Genomic DNA, 20,758 nt, shown 5'->3' on the forward strand with positions numbered 1-20,758 from the left:
CGTCGCGGACAAGCCGGAGCCCGCGGGCGCCGGCGGCGGTGCCGACGCGGCCGCCATGGGCGGCATGGGGGGCATGGGCTTCTGATCCACCCGGCGAGCCGGGCCACCCGGTGAGCTGAGCTGAACCACCGGTGGGTGGGCCCGCGGTGCAACCTGCGGACCCACCCACCGTCGTGTCACCGGCCAGGCCTTTCCAGCCGGGCTTTCCCAGCCCGGCTTCCCCGGCCGGACGCATCCGCCGGATCGCCTCCTGCTACCGGCCGCGGGCGGCCCGGTCGTGGCGGCGATGTCCCGTCAGAGCCGTCAGCAGGTACCCAGCATGGTGTTCAGGGCCGACTTCTCAGTGCTGTCCACGGTCAGGTTGTAGTAGTACTTCACCTGAACCCAGGCCCGCGCGTAGGTGCAGCGGAAGGACGACAGCGACGGCTGCCATTCCGCGGGGTCCTTGTCGCCCTTGGACTGGTTGACGTTGTCCGTGACGGCCCACAGCTCGGGCCCGCCGAGGTCGTTCGCGTAGGTCTGGCGCTGCGTGGTGGTCCACGCCCAGGCGCCGGAGGCCCAGGCCTCCGCCAGCGGGACCATGTGGTCGATGTCCACGTCGGCCGCGGCCGTCCACGTGGCACCGTCGTACGGGCTGTACCACGATCCGGAGGTCGCGGCGCAGCTGCTGTTCACGACCACGCCGGTACCGTCGCGCTTGAGGACCTGTTCCCGGGTGTTACAGGCGCCACTCACGGTGATCCAGTGCGGGAAAAGGTCGCGGTCATAGGTCGACGCATGCGATTCCGCCGCTACCGTCAGCGAATTCAGCCTGGTCAGGGCCGTGCTCGCCGAGGGAATGTTCGGGGGCGTTGCCCCGGCAGGCGCGGCCGCGAACAGCACACACGCGACAATCGCGGCCACGGCCACGGCGGCCACTTTCAGGAGGCGGGAGGCCACAGGGGTACTCCTGACCAGTTTCACCGTGGCCTGCCGGACCGCAGACTCAGTGAACGGCGAAACTCACCGGAGAATGGCAACAGCCCGTACCGGAAACAGGAGCAGATACACGAATCGACGGTGAACCTTCGGGGACGGCCACCGGCCCGCCAAAAAGATCTGTGTCATTCATTCGAAATTGCGGTGAACCTTGGACGCAACGCCGGACCGGTGGCCCGGTCACCCACGCGGCTCCGCGCGGAATCACGCCGGAGCGATGCCCGGCACGGTGGCCGCCGCCTGGTAGGGCCGGTCACCGATGGTCACGGACGAGCCACGTCGGCCGGGCCGTCGGGCCGCGGAGAGCGGGGCCGGCGCCCCGGCACGACCGGCCACCGGAGCCGCCTGTGCGAGGTGACACGTCCCGCCGGCCCGCGGTGATTCCGGGGCGCACGACCGTGAGGCATCCGCCCGAGCTCGCGGGCGCCCGCGCGAATGCCTACCGCGTCACCCGCCGATTTGCTATGTTGCTGGCCGGAAACTGGGGAACGCAGAAGCTCAACCGACTGTCGGCCGTAGGCACAGCCGAGCTGGGCCCGGCCGAATTTTTGAGAGGGGCCGTGCCGCGTGTTCAAGCAGGTCTGCTTCTTCAAGAAGCGCCCGGACATGACAACGGAAGAGTTCCTGGACTACTACGAGAACCAGCACACACAGCTGGCGAAGAAGATCGGGAAGCCGGCCATACCGAACGCGGTCCGGTACGTGCGACGTTACCTGACTCCCGTCGAGAACCCGGTGACCGGAGAAATCCATGACAGCGGTTACGACTGCATCATGGAGATCTGGTGGAACAGCCGCGAGGACTTCGAGAACTCGCAGCGTCTCATCAGGGACCCCGAGCGGCTGCCACACACGCTGGAGGACGAGAAGAAGCTGTTCGCCACGCACGCCAACCCGATCTGCATCGTGGAGGAACACGATTCGCCGATGGGTCCCGACGGGGAGACCTACGACTGGGTTCCGGTCGTCCGCGGGTGAGCGCCCCCGAGGAACGGCAGGGACCTCCCGGCGGCTTTGACCATCAGGTCCGGTCCGGACCCGACAGGAAGCGGTTAGCCAGATGAGTGACCTTCATGATCTCCCGGCCCGGGTCTTCAGCCTCATAGAGTCGGGGGTGGTGGCCGAGTTCTCGACGGTGTCCGCGGCCGGCATTCCGATCGACACGCCCACCTACTATTTTCCGGCCGACGACATGTCGACGATCGACCTGGCAACGGGCCTGCCCAATCCGGCCAAGGCCGAGCGGGTGCGGCGCACCTCGAAGGTCGGGCTCCTGATCGAGGGCCGCCCCGAGGAACCGGTCGTGGTCATTCGCGCCCACGGTGCGGTGCGCGACAGCGACATCCAGGCCAACGCCATCCGCTATCTCGCCGAGACCGGCTACGAGGGGATCAGCCACGGCATCACGTGGGAGGAGGCGCGCAAGGCCGTCACCTACTGGTCTCGGATCATCATCGAGAACAAGCCCGAACGGGTGTACTGGTGGGACAGCCACGCGGCCCTCGACGACCCACCGCAGGTGTGGTCCGCGGCGCCCGACACGGTCTACCCGACATCCGACCCCTCGCCCGCCCGCAGGATGAAGCGGTCGGCCTGGCCGGTCCGTCCCTGGCAGGACGTGGCCAGGGAGGCCGTGGAGGGCGGCACTCCGGCGCATCTGTCGGTGCTCGACGAGGACGGCTTTCCGCTTCCGATGCGGGCGACCTCCTTCGAGCTGACAGCCGAGGGCTTCCGGCTGGCGGTGCCCACGGGCACCCCCTGGCGGCTGCGGGGCAGGGCGTCGCTCACCTTCGCGGGTTTCCGTACCTTCGTCGGCGACGCCGGAGCGGACGGCGGCGACCGCGTCCTGTTCCGCGTCGAGCGCTCGCTCCCCCAGCACCCGGCGACACTCGACACGAAGCAGGTTCTCCAGCCGAGCGAGGACACCCTCGCCAAGGCGAGGGCACGGCTCGAGTACGAGGCTGAGCGGCGCGGCCAGTCCCTCCCGGTCATCCCGGCGGACCCCCCGCCACGGACCCGCATCGCGTTGATCCGCCGGGCGCGCATCGCCAGCGACGCACCGATCACCGGCATCACCGAGGAGCACGGGAACCGGAGGACCTGACCCACCCGCCGCGCCCGCGGGCGGTACGCCGGGCCGCGGGCCGGCTCTCGTCCTTGGCAGCGGCCGGCCCGGTGGGCCGGTCTCACCTCGCCTGCTCGACGACGCGGGCGGCGACGGTGAGCGTCGCCGCCGCCGCGATCGAGGTGATCGTCCGGACGTGGTTCCAGGCGGTCCAGCCGGGCAGGTACTCCGCCCACCGCCGCGCCGCGTCGACGCCGTCCGGCGACACCCCGGCCAGCGCGTCGTTGCGCGGAACGTGGTAAAAGATCGTCACCACGATCGCGACGAGGTACAGCACGCTGCCGACGAGGCGCAGTGCGGCGCCCGGCCGGTCGAGGTCCAGCGCCGCCGAGACGCCGAGGACGGCGCAGGTCAGCGCCGTGCCCAGCAGGGCCGTCATGAACCAGCCGGTGGGCGCCCACCTGTTGATGCCCTGCATCGCCTGCAGGCCCTGGGCGGGCGGCAACCCGTCGAGCGCCCGCATCACGAACACGGAGAAGGCGAAGAAGACGCCGCCCACGATGCCCGAGCCGACCGCCGAGACGACAGTGAGCGGGGCCAGCACCCGCTCCGTCATCGGGTCACCCGGCCACGGTCCGCCGCGCCGCGCGCCGGGCACGCCCCGCTGATCACGGTCGTCGTCACGGGTGTCGCCGGGTGGGTCGTCAGGTGTGTCGTCATGTGATCAGTCAAGCCCGCCCGGCCGAGACGGCCCATCGCCCAGAATCTCGGATCCATACGCGGACGTCCACCGCGACCCGTCCACGACCCGTCCACGGCCCGGATCCCGCGCACGACCGCCCGGATCGTCCGACCCGGCCACCCGCGACCATCTGATCACTATCATTCCGGCCCGTGACTCCTCCGACGGTTGGAGCCGTCGGCTTCTCAGGCCGCTTCCGCGCCCTGACGGGCCAGCCCGACCCGAAGAATGTTGACCGCCGCGTTCACGTCGGCGTGCGCGGCATGCCCGCAGGCGACGCAGGTGAACGCGGCCTGTGTCCTCGGTTGTCGGCGTGGCAGTGCCCGCAGACCACACACGTGCGGGAGGTGTTGGCAGGGTTGACCTCGACGACCACCCGTCCGGCGCTTTCAGCCTTGGCGCGCAGCACAGTGAGGAACACCCCCCACCCCGCGTCGAGAACACTCCTGTTCAGCCCGGACTTCGCCGCCTGCCCGTTCGCCAGGAACACCCCGGGCCGGTCCGGATCGGGTCTCGGTGGGGCCCGGCGGGTCATGTTCACGATCCGCAGCGCTTCCACACCCCCATATCCACCCCCACCACCACCCCGGTGGCCGGCAGCGGCTGCGCGGGCACGTCGTCGCAGGAGAGGACCACATACCAGCGGCGGCCTTCCCGCTTCACCGAGACCGTCCTGACCGTGCCCGCCACCGGCCGATGCTGGTGAACCTTGACGTGGCCAACGCCCTGAAACCGAACCCGGACCTGGGTGGGATGCCCAGGCTGGGAGTTCCAGCGGCAGCCGTCCCCGTCCCTCGGCCACTCGACCGTGTCGGACCAGCCCGCGCCCCTGAACCGCGGATAGCCAGGGCTCTGGCCTGCCCCGACACGGCGGAAGAAACCGGCGAACGCCCTGTCGAGGCGACGCAGGGTGGCCTGCTGGGAGGAGAACGACCAGCGCCCCTGATCCGGATCGTAGGCGCGGATCTCCCTGAGCTGGGCGGACTGGTCGCCGTAGCGAACCGTCACCCTCGACCGATGCCGGTAGGCGTCGCGTCGTTCCTGCAACGCGGCGTTGTAGAGCGCCCGATGATCATCGAGCATCGCCGTCAGCGCGGTGGCCTGCCGCGCCGTCGGGCGGAGCAGGAACTTGAACGCCCGCCTCACCGGGCCCGCTCCACACGCCACGGCCACTCGTACCGGGTGTCAACGTACCGGCGGACAGTCTCGGGCGAAACCGCGCCGACGGTGGCGGCGACGTACAACCGCGACCACACAGCGCCGGCAACCAGAACCGCAGATACCCGAACCCCTCACGCAGCACCCGGGACGTCAACCCCGCGAGCTGGTCGGCGACACACGACGGGAAGTGCCTCAGGTGAACCTTCACGAACAGATCCACAGGGTCCGGCGTGACCTCCCACGCAACGACCATCCACTCATACCCGGCGCACTTCTCCCGGACCAGCTCGCCACAACGGTCACCGACAGGACCAGCGAGCACAGGGCAGCGGAACTTCGAGCACCACACCCTGCGATACCCAAGGTCGTAGACACCACCCGCACCCACCACCCCCCGCCGAACCATGATCCGGACATACCGGCGACGCACACCAACGGTCACGGTCCGTACCCGATTCCCCTCACGACTGAAGACGCCAGCCCCCTCGGGAAATCTTGATGGACGTCCTGGCCGGAATGCTGGACGGGCCGCGGGCGCGGGGGGCGTTCGCGATCCGCTCGGTCATGTCCCCGCCCTGGTCGATGCTCATCAGGGACCAGGCGCCGCTGACCGTCGTCGCGGTCGTGCACGGCGAGGTTTGGGTGCTCCCCCGGGACACCCCCGCGGTGCGGCTGCGCGCGGGCGACGTGGCCGTCGCCCGCGGGCCCGACCCGTACGTCGTCGCCGACGACCCGGCTACCCCGCCGCGGATCGTGATCCATCCCGGGCAGGTCTGCACCACGCTGTCGGGTGCAAGCCTCGCCGCGCAGATGGATCTCGGCGTGCGCACCTGGGGCAACCAGCGCGACGGCGCGACGGCCCCGCCGACGACGATGCTCACCGGCACGTACCAGCAGCACAGCGAGGTCAGCCGCCGGCTGCTCGACGCGCTGCCCGCGCTGGCCGTCATCCGCGCGGACGACTGGGACTGCCCGCTGGTACCCATGCTGGCCCAGGAGATCGGCCGGGACGACCCGGGCCAGGCCGCCGTCCTAGACCGGCTTCTGGACCTGCTGCTCGTCACCGCGCTGCGGGCCTGGTTCGCCCGCCCCGACACCGACGCGCCGCCCTGGTGGCGGGCCAACGGCGACCCCGTCGTCGGCCACGCGCTGCGGCTGCTGCACAACCATCCCGAGCGCCCCTGGACGATCGCCGCCCTCGCCGCGGCCACGGGCGTCTCCCGCGCCTCGTTCGCGCGCCGGTTCGCCAGCCTGGTCGGCGAGCCGCCCATCGCGTTCCTGACCGGCTGGCGTCTCACCCTGGCCGCCGACCTGCTCCAGGAGCCGGCGGCCACGGTCGGCGCGGTGGCCCGCCAGGTCGGCTACGGCAGCCCGTTCGCCCTCAGCACGGCGTTCCGCCGCCGGTACGGCGTCAGTCCGCAGCAGTACCGCGCCCGCGCCCACGGCGACCGGGCGGACCAGCCGCCGTCCGACGACCGCCCGGCGGACGCGCCCGGATGATCCGTTCGGCGACGACGACGTTGATGAGCCAGCCGGCGGCCATGAGCACCGCCCGGCTGGCCTCGCCCGGTTTCCCGACGGCGATCTCGTAGGGCAGGTGGGTGAACAGCTGGGTCCCCGCCCCCAGCGCGAGGGCGTAGGCCCGGATCATCCAGGCCCGGTGCCGGGCGACGTCACCCCGCCGCACGGCGACGACGCCCAGGATGACGGCACTTCCCATCACCGTGCCGACGATGATCCGCAGGCCGGCGAGAACCACGCCGTCGGCCGGCGGCAGGTCGTAGAAGAGCGTCATCCACACGCCGGTGAACGCCACGGCGAGCCCGCAGGGGATCAGGAGCCGCCCGGTGGCGCGGTGCCAGCGAGGTGCGCACCGACGCAGGCCCGGCGAGAACTGGAAGGCACCCAGCACGCTGTACAGGCTGGCCCCGATGATGTGCACCACCACGGGCACGGGCTGGGCGACGAAGCGCGCGTTCTCCGCCGTGGCCCGCGCGCCGCCGGCCAGCTCACCCACCCGCAGCGCGCCGGCCGCGACCGGCACGGCGCTGAGCAGGAGCAGCCCGGCAGGCACCAGCCACGAGGCCCGCCCCGACGAGACTGCGGCGGACGACCCGGCGACCGCGCGCCGGCCAGGCAGGCCCGCGGCTCCGGGTGAGCCCACAGCACCGGGCGAACCCACGAGGCCGGAAGGAGACCTGAGCGCGGTCCCGTTCTCATCGGTCACGAGACGATCATGGGGCCGACGGGGTGGTGCTCTCATCAGCGTGGAGGCCGGAGCCACCCTGGCCGATCGGGCGAGCTCCGGGTCCTACTTCCGGCCGACGGACGCCGGCCGGACAGATGCCGTTACCACCCGCCCGCGCCGCCCGCCCCCGACCGGCGGACGTCGACCCGTCCGGTCTGGTAGGCCCAGAGGGCGATCTCGACGCGGTTGCGGGCGCCGAGCTTCGCCATGAGGCTGGCGATGTGGGTTTTGACCGTGCTGAGGCTGATGTGCAGATCGGCGGCGATCTCGCTGTTCGTCCGGCCGCCCGCCACGGTGGCGAGCACCTGTTCCTCGCGGTCGGTCAGCGCCTCGACCGGCTGCACCGGCACCGGTGCGGGCCCGCTCCCGGCGAAGGTGGCGAGCAGCCGGGCGGTGACGTTCGGCGCGATGAGGGCGTCGCCGCGGGCGGCGGCGTGCACGGCCTGCGCCAGCAGATCGGGGCCGGCGTCCTTGAGCAGGAAGCCGCGGGCCCCGGCCCGCAACGCGGCGTAGACGTACTCGTCGAGGTCGAAGGTGGTGATGACGACGACGGCGAGCGGATCAGCCACCCCCGGCCCGGCAAGGGCGAGCGTGGCCTGGATGCCGTCCATCACGGGCATCCGGATGTCGATCAGGCAGACGTCGGGCCGCAGCCGGCGGGCGAGCTCGACGGCCCGGCGGCCGTCCGCCGCCACGCCGACGACCACGATGCCCGGCTGGGCGTCGAGGATCATCCGCAGGCCGGTGCGGACGATCTCCTGGTCGTCGGCGACGACCACCCGGATGTCCGGATCGGGGTTCCCACCGGCGTGCGGGTCGGCGCTCCCACCCGCGTCGCGGCCGGCGTTCACGTCGCCCACCCGGCCCGGGGCAGGGTGGCGGTCACCGTCCAGCCCCGGTCGGGGGCGGGGCCGGCCTCGCAGGTGCCGCCGAGCAGGCGCGCACGCTCGATCATCCCGGTGAGCCCGTAGCCCGGCGACGGCGGCGGGTGCAGGGCGGCGGTGTCGCCGTCGTCGCGCACGGACAGCCGCACGCACGCGTCATCGGCGGACACCACGACCTCGACGTGGTTCGCGTGCCGCGCGTGCCGGCGGGCGTTGGTGATCGACTCCTGCGCGAGCCGGTAGATCGCGGACCCGACCGACGGCGGGAGATTTCCCACCTCGCCGACGATCCGCACCCGCACCGCCGGGCCGGAGCGGGCCTGGCCGGCGAGCCGTTCGAGATCGGCGACGGTCGGGTTCGGCGCCAGTTCCGCCGGCTCGTCACGGCGCAGTACCCGGACCATGGCCCGCATCTCGGCCAGGGTGCGCGACGCCTCGAGCTCGATCACCCGCAGTGCCTCGGCGGCGGCGGCTGGGCTCGACGGCGCGGTGGCGATGCCCGCCTGGGCCCGGATCGCGATCGCCGAGACGTGGTGGGCGACGGTGTCGTGGAGATCCCGGGCCAGCCGCTCCCGTTCGAGCAGCTTGGCCTGCTCCAGCTCGCGCAGCCGGGCCCCGGCCCGGTACCGGAACGCCCCGCCCAGCGCGAACGAGGCGAGCAGCACGGCCGCGCCGCCGACGGCGTCCGCGGCACCGGTGGCGGCGGAGATCATGCAGACGGCGGCGGCGGCGAGCACGACCGCCGCGCCGGTCACGGCCTCCCGGCCCGATCCCCACCGCAGCAGCGAGTACGGCAACAGCAGCATGAAGATCATGCTGTTCAGCTGGGGGACGCCGCCGCCGGTGAGCACCGAGGCCACAGCCGAGGCACCGAAGGCGATCGTGACCGCCGCCAGCGGCCTCGCCCGGCGCCACAGCAGGGTCGGGACGAGGGCGAGTGCCAGCAACACCGACCAGGTCCGCCACGGAAGGTCCGCCCGCAGCAACCCCTCGGTGAGCGCGGCGACCGCGAGCGCGGCGGCCAGCGGCCAGTCCCGCCGGCCCGGTGTCGACGGGCGCGCCGGACGCGGCTCCTCCCACAGCGGACGGACGAGATCGCGCACCCCGCCACGGTAACCAACCCGGGCATCACGCCGGGCCGTCATCGCCGCGTGGCCGGCCGGACGGCCGGATGCCACCGCCGTCACCGGCTATCGCCCAACCGACGTCCCGGGACGGCCCGGGCCCTCTCCCGGCCGCACCCGGAGGACCGACGAGTGGCAAAGTGGGTACATGTCACAGAGCGTGTCGCCAGGCTGGTACGACGACCCGTCAGGACAGCCCGGCGCTCGATGGTGGGACGGCAACACGTGGACCGACCACACCCAGCCGGCACCGCCCTCGCAGCCCGCCCCGGCGCACCACGGCCCGGCGCATCACGGCCAGCCGCAGTACGGCCAACAGCAGTACGGCCAGCCCGGCCAGCAGGTCCCGCCTCAGAGCGGGCCGGGGCCGGGCGGCTGGGGCGGCCCGCAGGGCTACCAGCCGCCGCCCGTGCAGACCCGCCACACCCCTGACCGGGTCCAGCGGCAGGTCCGCGAGCAGGCCGGGGTGCACGTGCCGGCGCAGGGCGGCGGTTCGCTGTTCAGCGAGCCGGTGCTGGTCGTCAACCAGAAGACGAAGCTGATCGAGTTGACGAACGAGTACGCCGTCTTCGACCAGAACGGGAACCAGATCGGCTCGGTCGTCGAGGTCGGCCAGAACGCGTTGAAGAAGGCCGTGCGCTTCGTGTCGTCGGTCGACCAGTTCCTCACCCACCGGCTTGAGGTGCGTGACGCCGCCGGTGTGCCGCAGCTGGTGCTGACCAGGCCGGCGAAGCTGTTCAAGTCGAAGGTGGTCGTGACGCTGCCCGACGGCCGGGAGGTCGGCAGCATCGTCCAGCAGAACGTGTTCGGCAAGATCCGGTTCGGGCTGGAGGCCGGCGGCACGAACGTCGGAATGATCAAGGCCGAGAACTGGCGGGCGTGGAACTTCTCGATCGTCGACCAGAACGACACCGAGGTCGCCCGGGTGACCAAGACCTGGGAGGGCCTGGCCCGGACGATGTTCACCACGGCCGACAACTACGTGGTGCAGCTGCACCGGCCGCTGCCGCAGCCGATGCTGAGCCTCGTGGTGGCCTCGGCGCTGACCATCGACACCGCGCTGAAGCAGGACTCGAACTGAAGCAGAATGTGAAGGGCCTGGGTTGAGCCGGTGGCGCGGGCACCGGCTACCGGTGCCCGCGCTGGCGCTGCTCCGCTCGCTCAGCCGGCCCAGACGGTCTTGAGGTTGCAGAACTCCCTGATGCCGACCGCGCTCAGCTCACGGCCGTAGCCGGAGCGGCGGACGCCACCGAACGGCAGCTCCGGATGGGAGCTGACCATGCCGTTGAGGAAGACCGCGCCGGCGACCAGGTCGGAGATGAACCGCTCCTGCTCGGCCGGGTCGGTCGTCCACGCGTTGGAGCCGAGCCCGAACGACGTCACGTTCGCCAGCTCGATCGCCGCGTCGATGTCCGGCACCCGGTAGAGGGTGGCCAGCGGGCCGAACGCCTCCTCGAGGTGCAGGCGCATCGCCGGGGTGACGTCGCCGACGACGGTCGGTGGGAAGAAGTATCCCGGCCCGGACGGCGCCGTCCCGCCGCACAGGATGCTGGCGCCCTCCTTCACCGCGTCCGCGAGGAGCTCCTCGATGTCGAGCCGGCCGCCCTCGGTCGCCAGCGGGCCGATGTCGGTGCTCGGGTCCATCGGGTCACCGACCCTCAGCGCCGCCATCCCGGCGACGAACAGCTCGGCGAACTGCTCGTAGACGTCCTCGTGGACGATGAAGCGCTTCGCGGCGATGCAGGACTGCCCGTTGTTCTGGCAGCGGGCGGTGACCGCCACCTCGGCGGCGCGCGCGACGTCGGCGGAGGGCATGACGACGAACGGGTCGCTGCCGCCGAGCTCGAGGACGGTCTTCTTGATCTCCTGCCCGCACACGGACGCGACGGCCTGGCCGGCCGGTTCACTGCCCGTGACGGTCGCCGCGGCGACGCGGGGGTCGCGCAGCACCGCCTCGACCTGCCCGGCGCCGATCAGCAGGGTCTGGAAGGCGCCTTCGGGGAACCCGGCCCGGCGGAACAGGTCCTCCAGGTAGAGCGCGCACTGCGGGACGTTCGAAGCGTGCTTGAGCAGCCCGACGTTGCCCGCCATCAGCGCCGGCGCCGCGAACCGGACGACCTGCCAGAGCGGGAAGTTCCACGGCATCACCGCGAGGACGACGCCGAGCGGCTGGTACCGGCCGAACGCCCGGCTCGCGCCGACCGAGCCCGGGTCGGCCAGCGTCTCGTCGGCGAGGAACGCCGCCGCGTGCTCGGCGTAGAACCGCATGCCCTTCGCGCACTTCGCCGCCTCGGCCTCGGCCGAGCGCAGCGTCTTGCCCATCTCGGTCGTCATCGTCACGGCGATCTCGTGCCGTTCCGCGTCGAGAATGTCGGCGGCCCGCCGCAGCAGCGCGGCCCGCTCGGCGAAGGTCGTCCGGCGGTAGACGTCGGCCGTCGCGCTGGCCAGGGCCAGCCGCTGTTCGATCTCGTCACCGTTGAGCGCGTCGAACGTCCTGACCACTGCGCCCGTCGCCGGATTGACCGACTGGATCGCCATGTCGCTCCCTCTGCTGGATCTGCCCGCTGGGTCTGCCCGCCTGGCTGCCCAGACGCGGGCCACGGCCGCCGTGGGGAGTGGGCACTCCCCGTCGTCGGCGCGGGCCCGTTCCGACTCCGCCGTCGGCGCGGCACTCACCGATCGACGCGATAATCCCCGATCTCGCCGCGCCGTGCCGGCGCCTGGCACGGTTTGCCCACCAATTTGCCGATCAACCGGTCGACCGGGCTTCGCCGTTCCGCCCCGGCACCCGCCGCCACGAGCTGGACTTTAACAGAGTGAGCGATTACTTGTGTCAGGCGATCTGGGTGCCGCCGTCCACCGACAACACCTGCCCGGTGACGAACGCGGCGGCGTCCGAGGCCAGGTAGACGGCGGCGGCACCGATCTCGGCGGGCAGGGCGGTCTGACGCTCCAGCACCGTGCGCCGGCCGACGGAGTGCAGCTCCGGGCCCCGGGTGGCGGCCAGCCGGGCGAACACCCCGTCCGGATGCCAGCGGCTGCCCGAGCTGACGTCCCGGCTCATGTCCTCGGGGAGGGTCCCGTAGGGCGCGATCGCGTTGACGGTGATGCCCTGCCGGCCGACCTCCTTGGCCAGCACCTTGGTGAAGCTGTGCACCGCGCCCTTCATCGCCGAGTAGACGGCGAGCAGCGGGTCGCCGACGATCCCCGACGTCGAGCCGATGTTGATGATCCGCCCGCTCCCCCGCTCGATCATCCCGGGAAGCACCGCATGGGTGCAGTTCAGGGTACTCATGATGTTGAGTGAGATGTCCCGATCCCACGTCGCCGGGTCCGAGTCGGCGAACGCGTCGAGGTCGACATTGCCGCCGACGTTGTTCACCAGCACGTCGACGCCACCCAGCCGCTCCCGCACGGCAGCCACCATGGCGACCACCTGTGCGCGGTCGGTGACGTCGGCGGCCTGCCACAGCACGTTCCCCGCGCCGGCGGCCAGCAGCTGCTCGCACACCCGACGGCCCTGCTCCTCATCCCGGCCGACGATGACGACGTTCGCCCGCTCGGCCGCGAAGGCGAGGGCGATACCCCGTCCGATGTTGGCGTTCCCGCCCGTGACCACCGCCGTGCGGCCGTCCAGCCCGGTCTCCATGCTGTGCCCTTCCGTGTCCGGTGCGGGTACCCGCCGTCGCGCCGTTCCGCGGTGGCCGGCTCTCCCGAGATGGCAGGCGTTCCCAAGATGGCGAGCGAAGCCCGGCCCGCCGGTCAGCCGGCAGGCAGGTCGACGAGGACCTTCATCCGCCGGCCGTCGCGAAGATCTTGTAGAGCGTCGTGCAGGTCGGACAGGCCGACGTGGTCGACCCACCCCGCCGTCGGGTACGCGCCGCCCGCGATCAGATCGATCACCCGGGTGAACACCCCGGGGCCGTAGCCCAGCGACCCGGTCAGCTCGATCTCCCCCCGGGCCAGCACCCATGGCGCGAACTCGACCGGCCGCTCGGCGACCGCGATCCCGACGTAGCGCCCCCGGGCCCGCAGCACGGCCGGGGCCAGCCCGAACGTCCCGGGCGCCCCGGCGGCGTCCAGCACCACGTCGACGCCGCGACCGCCGGTGCGGCGCCGGACCTCGTCGGCGACGTCGGTCGTGTTCGGGTCGAGGACGTCGGCGACACCGAGCCGCTCCGCCGCGGCACGCCGCGCCGGCGCCGGCTCGACGAGCAGGATGTCCGTCACCCCGAGGGCGCGCAGCCCGAACACCACGCCCATCCCGATCGGCCCGGCACCGAACACGAGGGCGGATCCGCCCGCCTCGGCACCGGAGCGCAGCACGCCGTTGAACGCGACCGCCATCGGCTCCACCAGCGCGCCCTCGGCCAGCGACATCGACGCGGGAAGGCGGTGCACCATCGCCCGCGGGACGGTCGTGAACTGGGCCAGCCCGCCGCCGTTCGAGCAGATCCCGTGCGTCATGACCTGCCGGCACAGTTCGGGGAGACTGGCCTGGCAGCGGTCGCAGTCACCGCAGGAGTAGAGCGGCTCCACGCTGACCCGCTCGCCGACGGCGACGTCGGTGACGCCCGCCCCGACGGCCGCGACCACCCCGGCGAACTCGTGGCCCACGATCTGGGGCAGCACGCCTCCGGTGAGCGGATGCGGCACCGTCGTACAGGCCCGCGGCCCGGAGAAGATCTCCGTGAGGTCGGTGCCGCACAGCCCGTTGTGGGCCACAGCGATCTTCACCTCGCCCGCCGCCGCCTCGGGCTCGTCGACCTCCTCGACGCGCAGGTCACCGGGGCCGTGCAACCTCGCCGCGATCATGACGCCCGGACCTGGTCGATCAGTTCGCGCACCCGGGCGGCGCCGAGGCCGGCGGCCTCCGCGGCGGGCATCCCCTCGGTGGCCGGGGAGAGAACCTCGGGCCCGACCCAGCCGAGCGCGCCGATACCGTCCAGCACGCGGAACAGCCGGACAAGGTCGAAACCGCCGTCGCCGGGAAGCAGCCGGTTGAAGGTGTCCCGGGCGATGTCGTCCGGTGCCTCGGCGGGCCCGTCGGACACCTGCACCGCGAAGACCCGGTCGCCCGGGAGCGCCTCGAGCGCCGCGAAGTCGGGGTTCCCCCGGAAGAAGTGCCACGTGTCGAACACCAGGCCGCCGTTGGCCCGATCCGCCGCCGCGACGACGGCCATCGCGGCCGGCAGGTCCCTGATCGCCATCATGGCCATGAACTCGAGCTGGATCAGGGTGTCGAACTCCGCCGCGCGGTCACACAGCTGCCCGAACGCGGTGGCGATCTCCTCGACCGGGAGGTCACCGGTCGGGCGGGCGAACGCCGTCAGCGCCGCGGGCCGCAGGGCCGCGCACATGTCCAGCACCTCGTCCGCGGTGAAGGCGATGGAGCGCGAAGCCGTCATCGGCTCGCCACCATACCAGTTCATGAGCCCGTCGAGCACGATGCCGAGGCCCTGGTCGCGCAGCCGCCGCCCCAGCTCGGCGGGCGCGGTGCCGGCCTCCTGGGCCAGCGCCACGTCCAGCGGGCTGATCGAGATGCGGCCGAACCCGCCGGCGACCGCGGCCTCCACCCGCTCCGCAAGGGGGCGCTGCAGGCCCACCGTGCCGGACCACATCACCCAGCCGATGCTCTCCGCTGAACCGGTCATCCGCGGCACCTGCCCCTCAGTCACCCGGCACACTACGCCGGAAACGACACTCAATGCCACCGTCGATATCCTGGGGCAGGTGTGGCGCGGCGTATAGTACGACTGTGGCGGGTGAGGTGTCAGCAGGGCTCGACCTCCGCGAGCGCACCCGGCGCGCCGTGCGGACCGAGCTGATGTCCGTCGCGATGGACCTCTTCGTTCGCAACGGCTACGAGGCCACGACGATCGACGAGATCGTGGCCGCCGCCGGAATGTCGCGCCGCAGCTTCTTCCGCTACTTCGGGTCGAAGGAAGACGTCGTCCTGGGGCACCTCGACGCCCTCGGCGCGTCCCTGGCCGAGGCCCTGGACCAGCGCCCCGCGAACGAGGACGCCTGGACCGCGCTGCGCCGGGCCTTCGACACCCTGATCGCCCACCAGACCAGCGACCCGCAGGGCGCCCTCTCAATGCGGCAGATGCTCGACGGCAATCCCGGGTTGCAGGCCCGCAACCTGGAAAGACAATGCCGATGGCACGACCGGCTCGCGCCCCAGATCGCCGCACGCCTCAGCTACCCGGGAACCGGACCCGCGGACGACAGTCCCGCGGGAGCTGGCGCCGTAGTCGACAGCCACCCAGGCGACAGCCACCCGGGGGCCGGCCCCGCCACCGGCGCTCGCACAGCCGCGGTCATCGGCGCCGCGCTGGCCTGCATGGAGGCGGCAAACCGCGCCTGGATGGCCACCGCCGGCCGCACCCCGCTGGCCACCATCCTCGACGACGTCATGCGCACCGTCCGCCCCGCCGCCTTCTAACCCGTCACACTCGGCCCAGGCCGGGTTCGGCGCAGGCCGGCCGATATCCAGCAGATCCGAACATCCGGGGCAGGTTCCCTGTCTGACGGATTTCGCCGCAGTGCTAATCGCGTAACGGAGCGCCGCACTACATCCCCGCAGCCACGCACACGCCCGTGCAGCGCGCAGAAACGAGCAACCGGCTTTTAACCAACTCGAATAACGGCCAACGATAGTTTTTGTTACTGATCAATTCCGTCCCGACCTGCATGGTTGAAAAATCCAACCATGCACGACATGATTATGGAAATTTCCACGTGCTCAACGTGTGCCCATCGGGTCGGGCGCCGCCCCACGACCTTGAACGGGCGCCGACTGATTCCTGGCGGATCTTCGACGGGACTGTAGTCCTGCGAGCAGATGAGGTATGGCTGCGCTGACGCATTCGGAGGATCCGACGCACGCCAGAGGCCCGGCCGCCCACGGTCAGACGGCGCGGGCGACCTCGGTGAACGTGGCGGCCAGCCGAAGCTGTGGGTCGATGTCGATGGCAAGTTCGTAATGGCCGCGGCGGATGTTCTGGATCAGGGCGTGGCGGCCACTGATCGTCTGGACCGAGCGGAGCCGTTTCGGCCCACGCATCGGCCGCAGCCGGACTTTGAGCCATCCATGATCGGCCTCGATCCGATTGTTCTCCCGCGCGGCGTCGACATGACAGGCCTCGGGGAGCAGCTCGTCGAGAAGCCTCAGATAGACAGGTGCCTTGTCGGTGGTGACCACGACCGGCCGGCGGCCATGAGACAGCGCCCGGACGAAGAACCGGCGAGCGGCGGCCTGGTCGCGGCGAGTGCCGGCAAGGACGTCGATGACCTGACCGTGCTGGTCGACGGCACGGTACAGGTAGGTCCACCGGCCGGCGACCTTCGCATAGGTCTCGTCCACGAACCATCTGCTCCCGGGACGGTGCCGGCAGGCCGGGCGGTGTCCACGAGCAGCGGCGTGAAGCGCTGCACGCGACAGTCGCGCGAACTACGTTATTCGTCCCGGCCTTGTCGATCTTCTGGGCTCAGTCCCTGCGGTCAGTGCTGGTGTGGAGGTCCCGGAGCCACCGGGTTCGGCCTTCCTGTTTCCGGTAGCCGGTTTTCTCGTAGGTCGCGTGGGCATCGAGGTTGTCGTCTTCCACCATCGCGTCGGCCAGGACGGCTCCGAGAGCGACGAAACGCTCGTGGGCTGCCGCCAGCAGCGCACGCGCCACACCGGTCCGGCGGTGGTCGGGGGCGACCGCGAGCCGATAGATATGGCCGCGCCACCCGTCCCATCCGGCCACCACCGTGCCGACCATGACTTCGTCCAGTTCGGCGACGAGCACGGCCTCGGGGTCATGCGCCAGCAGCCGGCCGACCCCGATCGGGTCGTCGCTCACGCTCGTGCCATCGGCGGCATGCCGCCAGAACGCCAGCAGTTCGTCTACGTCGCCGGGACGGCCAGACCGGATAACCATGCCACGATCATCGTCTCTCGTCCGGCGGCCGCAGCAGGGCGGCGCTGCACCCACCGACAGACGGTGACGTGATCGACCTCGAGGCCGCGTTCAGCGAGCAGTTCCTCGACATCCCGGTATGACAGGGCGTACCGCAGGTAGCACCGCACCGCCAGAACGATCACCTCCGGCGGGAACCGGAACCCGGCGAACTCCGACACCGGAGCCGATGGACGGACACGACGTCGGCGCATCCTCTGATCATGACTGATCGGCGGCTACGCGAAGGCAGACATCGCCGATGCAACAGCGCCCTCAGAAGTGCCTCGCAGAACACTGGAGTTGCGAGAGGTTTTCTGCGAGCGACCATCGGGGCAAAACGGACACAACCCGGGGGTCTCGCAGCACTCTCGCAACTGATCATTTATGAGAATCGTCATCTGTGCGCCTCTGGCCTGGGATGCGGTCGGGCGGCACACTCGGTCACGTGTCGTCTTCCGATATCGGATTCCGTAAGGAGCGCACCCATGCCGAGGAGTGAGCCGTGAGCACGGCATCGACCGCCGCTGGCGTCCCGGACGAGTTGCGGCGTCGCCTCGGGGTGCCCGACGCCGTGGTGATCGGTCTGGGGTCGATGATCGGTGCGGGGATCTTCGTTGCGCTCGCTCCGGCGGCGCACGCGGCTGGCTCCGGGCTGCTGCTCGGGCTGGCTCTGGCCGCCGTGGTCGCGTACTGCAACGCGACGTCCTCCGCCCGGCTGGCCGCTCGGTATCCGGCCTCGGGCGGGACCTATGTCTACGGGCGTGAGCGGCTTGGTGTCTTCTGGGGCTATCTCGCGGGGTGGGGGTTCGTGGTCGGTAAGACCGCTTCCTGCGCCGCGATGGCCCTGACGGTCGGGTCGTACGTGTGGCCCGGTCAGGCGCACGCGGTCGCGGTGGCCGCCGTGGTCGCGCTGACCGCAGTGAACTACGCCGGGGTGCAGAAATCCGCCTGGCTCACCCGGGCGATCGTGGCCGTGGTCCTGGTGGTTCTCGCCGGCGTGGTCCTCGCCGTCCTCACCTGCGGTGAGGCGGATGCCGCGCGGCTGAGTATCGGCGGGGACGCCTCCTTCGGCGGGGTGCTGCAGGCGGCGGGTCTGTTGTTCTTCGCCTTCGCCGGATACGCGCGCATCGCCACTCTCGGTGAGGAGGTCCGCGACCCGGGTCGGACCATTCCCCGGGCCATCCCGCTCGCGCTCGCCATCACCCTGGTCGTCTACGTGCTCGTCGCCATCGCCGTTCTCGCGGTGCTGGGGCCGTCGCAGCTGGCCGATGCCACCGCACCGCTGTCGGACGCCGTCCAGGCCGCGGGCGCGGGCTGGCTCGCGCCGGTGGTGCGCGTCGGCGCGGCGGTGGCCGCGCTCGGCTCGCTGCTGGCGCTCATCCTCGGCGTCTCGCGCACGACCCTGGCGATGGCCCGGGACCGGCATCTGCCCCACGCCCTGGCGGCGGTCCACCCCAGGTTCGGGGTGCCGCACCGGGCCGAGCTCGCCGTCGGCGCCGTGGTGGCAGTCCTCGCGGCGACGGCGGACGTGCGTGGGGCGATCGGGTTCTCCTCCTTCGGTGTGCTGGCCTACTACGCCATCGCCAACGTCTCTGCCTGGACCCTGACCCCCGGCGAGGGCCGCCCGCACCGCCTGATCCCTGTCCTCGGGCTGGCGGGCTGCCTCACGCTGGCTTTCGCCCTGCCTCCGGCCTCTGTGATCGCCGGGGTCGCGGTGTTGGCCGTGGGCGCCGCCGCCTACGGGATACGCCGCATGGTGGCCCCGTAACCCCTGCACGACACGGCTGCGGGCCGGGCGCACAACCACCGGTGCCCCGCTGGCTCACGGGACGGTATCGGTATCCGATACGTTGCGATGGCAGAGGGGCACCTCGTATGACACAACTCGGCACCTGGCAGGCCCGGCTGACCTCGACCACCGCGCCCGCCGCGGTGATCCTCATCCGCTTCTACGTCGGCGCGGTCTTCCTCTTCGAGGGCATTCAGAAGTTCCTCTACCCCGACGAGCTCGGCGCCGGCCGGTTCGACAAGGCCGCCATCCCCGCCCCCGGCTTCTTCGCACCCCTGGACGGGGGCTTCGAGATCGCCTGCGGTGCGCTGATCCTGGCCGGGCTGCTCACCCGACTCGCCACCCTGCCGATGATCGTGAACATGCTCGGTGCGCTACTCATCACCAAGCTGCCCATCCTGTGGGGCGACGCCCCGCTCTTCGACGGCGCATCCGGCTGGTGGGACTTCGTCCACGAATCCCGCACCGACCTCGCCCAGCTGTGCGGCAGCCTCTTCCTGCTCATCGTCGGCGCCGGCGCCTACTCCCTCGACGCCCACCTGCACCCCACCGCCACGGCTTAGCCGCACGCCCCGCAGACTCCCAACGCGGTTCCTACAGGGTGTCGTCGCCGAGGACTTCGCGGGCCAGCTCCGCCAGAGCCTTGCGGTCCTCCGCGAGAGCCCGCCTCCCGACCTCGGTCGCCCGGTAGACCCGCCGGGCCCGGCCATCCACGACACGCTGGTCAGAGGTCAGCAGCCCGTCCGCTTCCAGCCGATGCAGCGTCGGATACAGCGTGCCGGGGCTGATCTGGTAGCCGTGGCGGGCCAGCTCCTCTGTCATCCACGCGCCGTGGATCTCCCCCTCGGCCGCGTGGTGCAGGATGTGCAGCCGCACCGCACCCCGCTGAAACTCCCGCACCCCTGACCCACCTCCGACAGCGACGAAACCGATATCGGCATCCGACCCTACGCCCGAGGTGGGCCCAGCCAGACGTTGTCAGTAGCGACCATCCGCCACCCGCAGGGCGCGTGAGTGAACTGTCACACCCAGTCATTACGGTCGCACCGTGAACAACCTCGCCACACTGGCCGCGTCCGTGACTGAATTCGCGGCGCGCAACACCATGACCCTGGTGCCCGCGGTGCCGGAACGCGACCTCGGCCCGGAGGTGAACATCTCGCCGGGCGCCTTGGACCTGCCCGGCTTCCTCGCTCTCGCCGCGATGCTCGGTGGCGCAGTGCTGTACCTCAAGGCCGTTGCCTTCGACCCCGACAACGATGAGGACGAGGTAGCGGACCCGCCTACGCATCTGATCAAAAACAAGGGCGAGACCGGCCGGGTCAGCGTCGCGTTCGCCGCGAACGGTCTGATCCGCTTCTGGGAGCAGTCCGCGCCCTGGTACCTCGAATGGCAGGAACTGACGGGCCGCCCCTCGGCGCGGTTTCCCGCGCAGCGTGACGCCGACGAGGACACCGAGCGACTCAGCGACGAGGAGCGGGCACGCCTCTCCGCCGAGTTGGTGGACACGCTGCTGGCCGACCCGGGGTTCCGGGCGGCGAAGCAGGGCGGAGCCAGGCAGCGGTACGCCAAGTTCGCCATCCCCAAAGACACCGACAAGTGGGTCGGCTGGGAGGCGACCCGTGATGCAGCCGACCGGGCCGAGGAACTGGCTCAGGCACAATACGCCCAGATCATCCCGCGTCTCGATGAGCTGCCTCGCCGACCATCGGTCGCCGGCAACACCCCGACGGGTTGCAACGGCCGGCCCGAAGACATCGCCGATTCGTTCTGACTCCGGCCACGCCGCCCCCGGCTGCCTTCCTGCCTGTCGGCTAG

General features: G+C 71.4%; 20 protein-coding genes and 4 pseudogenes. 8 read left to right on the top strand and 16 right to left on the bottom strand.

Going from position 1 to position 20,758, the window contains the following annotated elements; all coding sequences use genetic code 11:
* Positions 1-303 precede the first annotated feature (303 nt).
* Positions 304-939: an HNH endonuclease family protein gene (locus AC559T_RS00585; RefSeq protein ID WP_071065223.1), complete on the bottom strand. Its 636-nt coding sequence runs from the start codon at positions 937-939 to the stop codon at positions 304-306.
* Positions 940-1,584: 645 nt separating this feature from the next.
* Here AC559T_RS00585 and AC559T_RS00590 point away from each other — a divergent pair.
* A complete protein-coding gene (locus AC559T_RS00590; RefSeq protein ID WP_241831756.1) occupies positions 1,585-1,956 on the top strand; it encodes an EthD domain-containing protein in 372 nt (123 codons plus the stop codon).
* Between the two features lie 82 nt (positions 1,957-2,038).
* Positions 2,039-3,082, top strand: coding sequence for a pyridoxamine 5'-phosphate oxidase family protein (locus tag AC559T_RS00595; RefSeq protein ID WP_112105560.1), 1,044 nt, complete (start codon positions 2,039-2,041; stop codon positions 3,080-3,082).
* 82 nt (positions 3,083-3,164) lie between these two features.
* Here AC559T_RS00595 and AC559T_RS00600 read toward each other — a convergent pair whose 3' ends face one another.
* The 4 genes and pseudogenes from AC559T_RS00600 to tnpA all read right to left on the bottom strand — a co-directional run bounded on the left by AC559T_RS00600 (position 3,165) and on the right by tnpA (position 5,352).
* Complete coding sequence (locus AC559T_RS00600) at positions 3,165-3,659, bottom strand: anthrone oxygenase family protein (RefSeq protein WP_131628165.1); 495 nt, start codon at positions 3,657-3,659, stop codon at positions 3,165-3,167.
* 311 nt (positions 3,660-3,970) lie between these two features.
* Positions 3,971-4,320 (bottom strand): annotated as a pseudogene (locus tag AC559T_RS00605) (RNA-guided endonuclease InsQ/TnpB family protein).
* Between the two features lie 2 nt (positions 4,321-4,322).
* Complete coding sequence (locus AC559T_RS00610) at positions 4,323-4,931, bottom strand: RNA-guided endonuclease InsQ/TnpB family protein (RefSeq protein WP_498867378.1); 609 nt, start codon at positions 4,929-4,931, stop codon at positions 4,323-4,325.
* Positions 4,928-5,352, bottom strand: a pseudogene (gene tnpA, locus AC559T_RS00615) (IS200/IS605 family transposase). Before tnpA ends, AC559T_RS00610 begins: the two are co-directional and overlap by 4 nt.
* Positions 5,353-5,444: 92 nt before the next feature.
* On the opposite strand from tnpA, the gene AC559T_RS00620 reads away from it, so the two are divergent.
* Positions 5,445-6,446 (top strand): AraC family transcriptional regulator, encoded by a 1,002-nt coding sequence (locus AC559T_RS00620; protein WP_498867379.1) that lies wholly within the window; start codon positions 5,445-5,447, stop codon positions 6,444-6,446.
* On the opposite strand, the gene AC559T_RS00625 is transcribed toward AC559T_RS00620, so the two are convergent.
* From AC559T_RS00625 to AC559T_RS00635, 3 genes are all read right to left on the bottom strand, one after another.
* Positions 6,358-7,173, bottom strand: a complete 816-nt coding sequence (locus AC559T_RS00625; protein ID WP_498867380.1) for a DUF2306 domain-containing protein — start codon at positions 7,171-7,173, stop codon at positions 6,358-6,360. The genes AC559T_RS00620 and AC559T_RS00625 overlap by 89 nt on opposite strands.
* Before the next feature lie 122 nt (positions 7,174-7,295).
* The gene (locus tag AC559T_RS00630) at positions 7,296-8,045 is read right to left on the bottom strand and encodes a response regulator (protein ID WP_198541383.1); all 750 of its coding nucleotides are present in this window, start codon (positions 8,043-8,045) and stop codon (positions 7,296-7,298) included.
* Positions 8,042-9,181: a histidine kinase gene (locus AC559T_RS00635; RefSeq protein WP_165938852.1), complete on the bottom strand. Its 1,140-nt coding sequence runs from the start codon at positions 9,179-9,181 to the stop codon at positions 8,042-8,044. Before AC559T_RS00635 ends, AC559T_RS00630 begins: the two co-directional genes overlap by 4 nt.
* 169 nt (positions 9,182-9,350) lie before the next feature.
* Between AC559T_RS00635 and AC559T_RS00640 the strand changes: the two genes are divergently transcribed.
* Positions 9,351-10,283: an LURP-one-related family protein gene (locus AC559T_RS00640; protein WP_498867381.1), complete on the top strand. Its 933-nt coding sequence runs from the start codon at positions 9,351-9,353 to the stop codon at positions 10,281-10,283.
* Between the two features lie 80 nt (positions 10,284-10,363).
* Here AC559T_RS00640 and AC559T_RS00645 read toward each other — a convergent pair whose 3' ends face one another.
* The 4 genes from AC559T_RS00645 to AC559T_RS00660 form a co-directional block, all read right to left on the bottom strand.
* On the bottom strand, positions 10,364-11,740 hold the full coding sequence (locus AC559T_RS00645; protein ID WP_498867382.1) for an NADP-dependent succinic semialdehyde dehydrogenase: 1,377 nt from the start codon (positions 11,738-11,740) through the stop codon (positions 10,364-10,366).
* Positions 11,741-12,035: 295 nt separating this feature from the next.
* The gene (locus tag AC559T_RS00650) at positions 12,036-12,851 is read right to left on the bottom strand and encodes an SDR family NAD(P)-dependent oxidoreductase (protein ID WP_498867383.1); all 816 of its coding nucleotides are present in this window, start codon (positions 12,849-12,851) and stop codon (positions 12,036-12,038) included.
* Between the two features lie 113 nt (positions 12,852-12,964).
* Positions 12,965-14,017, bottom strand: coding sequence for a zinc-binding dehydrogenase (locus AC559T_RS00655; protein WP_498867384.1), 1,053 nt, complete (start codon positions 14,015-14,017; stop codon positions 12,965-12,967).
* Positions 14,014-14,856, bottom strand: a complete 843-nt coding sequence (locus tag AC559T_RS00660) for a sugar phosphate isomerase/epimerase family protein (RefSeq protein WP_368955970.1) — start codon at positions 14,854-14,856, stop codon at positions 14,014-14,016. The genes AC559T_RS00655 and AC559T_RS00660 overlap by 4 nt, the downstream gene beginning before the upstream one ends.
* A gap of 104 nt (positions 14,857-14,960) precedes the next feature.
* On the opposite strand from AC559T_RS00660, the gene AC559T_RS00665 reads away from it, so the two are divergent.
* Positions 14,961-15,650: a TetR/AcrR family transcriptional regulator gene (locus tag AC559T_RS00665; protein ID WP_498867385.1), complete on the top strand. Its 690-nt coding sequence runs from the start codon at positions 14,961-14,963 to the stop codon at positions 15,648-15,650.
* 465 nt (positions 15,651-16,115) lie between these two features.
* On the opposite strand, the pseudogene AC559T_RS00670 reads toward AC559T_RS00665, so the two are convergent.
* From AC559T_RS00670 to AC559T_RS00680, 3 genes and pseudogenes are all read right to left on the bottom strand, one after another.
* Positions 16,116-16,642, bottom strand: a pseudogene (locus AC559T_RS00670) (IS6 family transposase); the annotation flags it as partial.
* A gap of 53 nt (positions 16,643-16,695) precedes the next feature.
* Positions 16,696-17,052 carry a GNAT family N-acetyltransferase gene (locus AC559T_RS00675; protein WP_498867386.1) on the bottom strand — a complete coding sequence of 119 codons (357 nt, stop codon included), beginning with the start codon at positions 17,050-17,052 and terminating at the stop codon, positions 16,696-16,698.
* Between the two features lie 119 nt (positions 17,053-17,171).
* Positions 17,172-17,363, bottom strand: a pseudogene (locus AC559T_RS00680) (IS6 family transposase); the annotation flags it as partial.
* A gap of 290 nt (positions 17,364-17,653) precedes the next feature.
* Between AC559T_RS00680 and AC559T_RS00685 the strand changes: the two are divergent.
* Positions 17,654-18,919: an APC family permease gene (locus AC559T_RS00685; RefSeq protein WP_368956474.1), complete on the top strand. Its 1,266-nt coding sequence runs from the start codon at positions 17,654-17,656 to the stop codon at positions 18,917-18,919.
* Positions 18,920-19,026: 107 nt separating this feature from the next.
* On the top strand, positions 19,027-19,503 hold the full coding sequence (locus tag AC559T_RS00690) for a DoxX family protein (protein ID WP_071060992.1): 477 nt from the start codon (positions 19,027-19,029) through the stop codon (positions 19,501-19,503).
* A 31-nt stretch (positions 19,504-19,534) separates the two neighbouring features.
* Here AC559T_RS00690 and AC559T_RS00695 read toward each other — a convergent pair whose 3' ends face one another.
* Entirely contained in the window at positions 19,535-19,840 is a 306-nt protein-coding gene (locus tag AC559T_RS00695; protein WP_112105550.1) for an Rv3488 family transcriptional regulator, read from the bottom strand.
* A 148-nt stretch (positions 19,841-19,988) separates the two neighbouring features.
* Here AC559T_RS00695 and AC559T_RS00700 point away from each other — a divergent pair, with 148 nt between their 5' ends.
* A complete protein-coding gene (locus AC559T_RS00700) occupies positions 19,989-20,714 on the top strand; it encodes a hypothetical protein (protein WP_498867387.1) in 726 nt (241 codons plus the stop codon).
* The last annotated feature ends 44 nt before the right edge of the window (positions 20,715-20,758 follow it).

The organism is Frankia sp. Hr75.2 (assembly GCF_949319125.1).
In the GTDB taxonomy this organism is placed as follows: domain Bacteria; phylum Actinomycetota; class Actinomycetes; order Frankiales; family Frankiaceae; genus Parafrankia; species Parafrankia soli.

What these genes read in the sequence shown, in the direction of transcription:
- AC559T_RS00590 (WP_241831756.1), top strand. Translation starts at nt 1,585, where the DNA reads ATGACAACGGAAGAGTTCCTGGACTACTACGAGAACCAGCACACACAG.
- AC559T_RS00595 (WP_112105560.1), top strand. Translation starts at nt 2,039, where the DNA reads ATGAGTGACCTTCATGATCTCCCGGCCCGGGTCTTCAGCCTCATAGAG.
- AC559T_RS00600 (WP_131628165.1), bottom strand. Translation starts at nt 3,659, where the DNA reads ATGACGGAGCGGGTGCTGGCCCCGCTCACTGTCGTCTCGGCGGTCGGC.
- AC559T_RS00620 (WP_498867379.1), top strand. Translation starts at nt 5,445, where the DNA reads ATGGACGTCCTGGCCGGAATGCTGGACGGGCCGCGGGCGCGGGGGGCG.
- AC559T_RS00640 (WP_498867381.1), top strand. Translation starts at nt 9,351, where the DNA reads ATGTCACAGAGCGTGTCGCCAGGCTGGTACGACGACCCGTCAGGACAG.
- AC559T_RS00645 (WP_498867382.1), bottom strand. Translation starts at nt 11,740, where the DNA reads ATGGCGATCCAGTCGGTCAATCCGGCGACGGGCGCAGTGGTCAGGACG.
- AC559T_RS00650 (WP_498867383.1), bottom strand. Translation starts at nt 12,851, where the DNA reads ATGGAGACCGGGCTGGACGGCCGCACGGCGGTGGTCACGGGCGGGAAC.
- AC559T_RS00655 (WP_498867384.1), bottom strand. Translation starts at nt 14,017, where the DNA reads ATGATCGCGGCGAGGTTGCACGGCCCCGGTGACCTGCGCGTCGAGGAG.
- AC559T_RS00660 (WP_368955970.1), bottom strand. Translation starts at nt 14,856, where the DNA reads ATGACCGGTTCAGCGGAGAGCATCGGCTGGGTGATGTGGTCCGGCACG.
- AC559T_RS00690 (WP_071060992.1), top strand. Translation starts at nt 19,027, where the DNA reads ATGACACAACTCGGCACCTGGCAGGCCCGGCTGACCTCGACCACCGCG.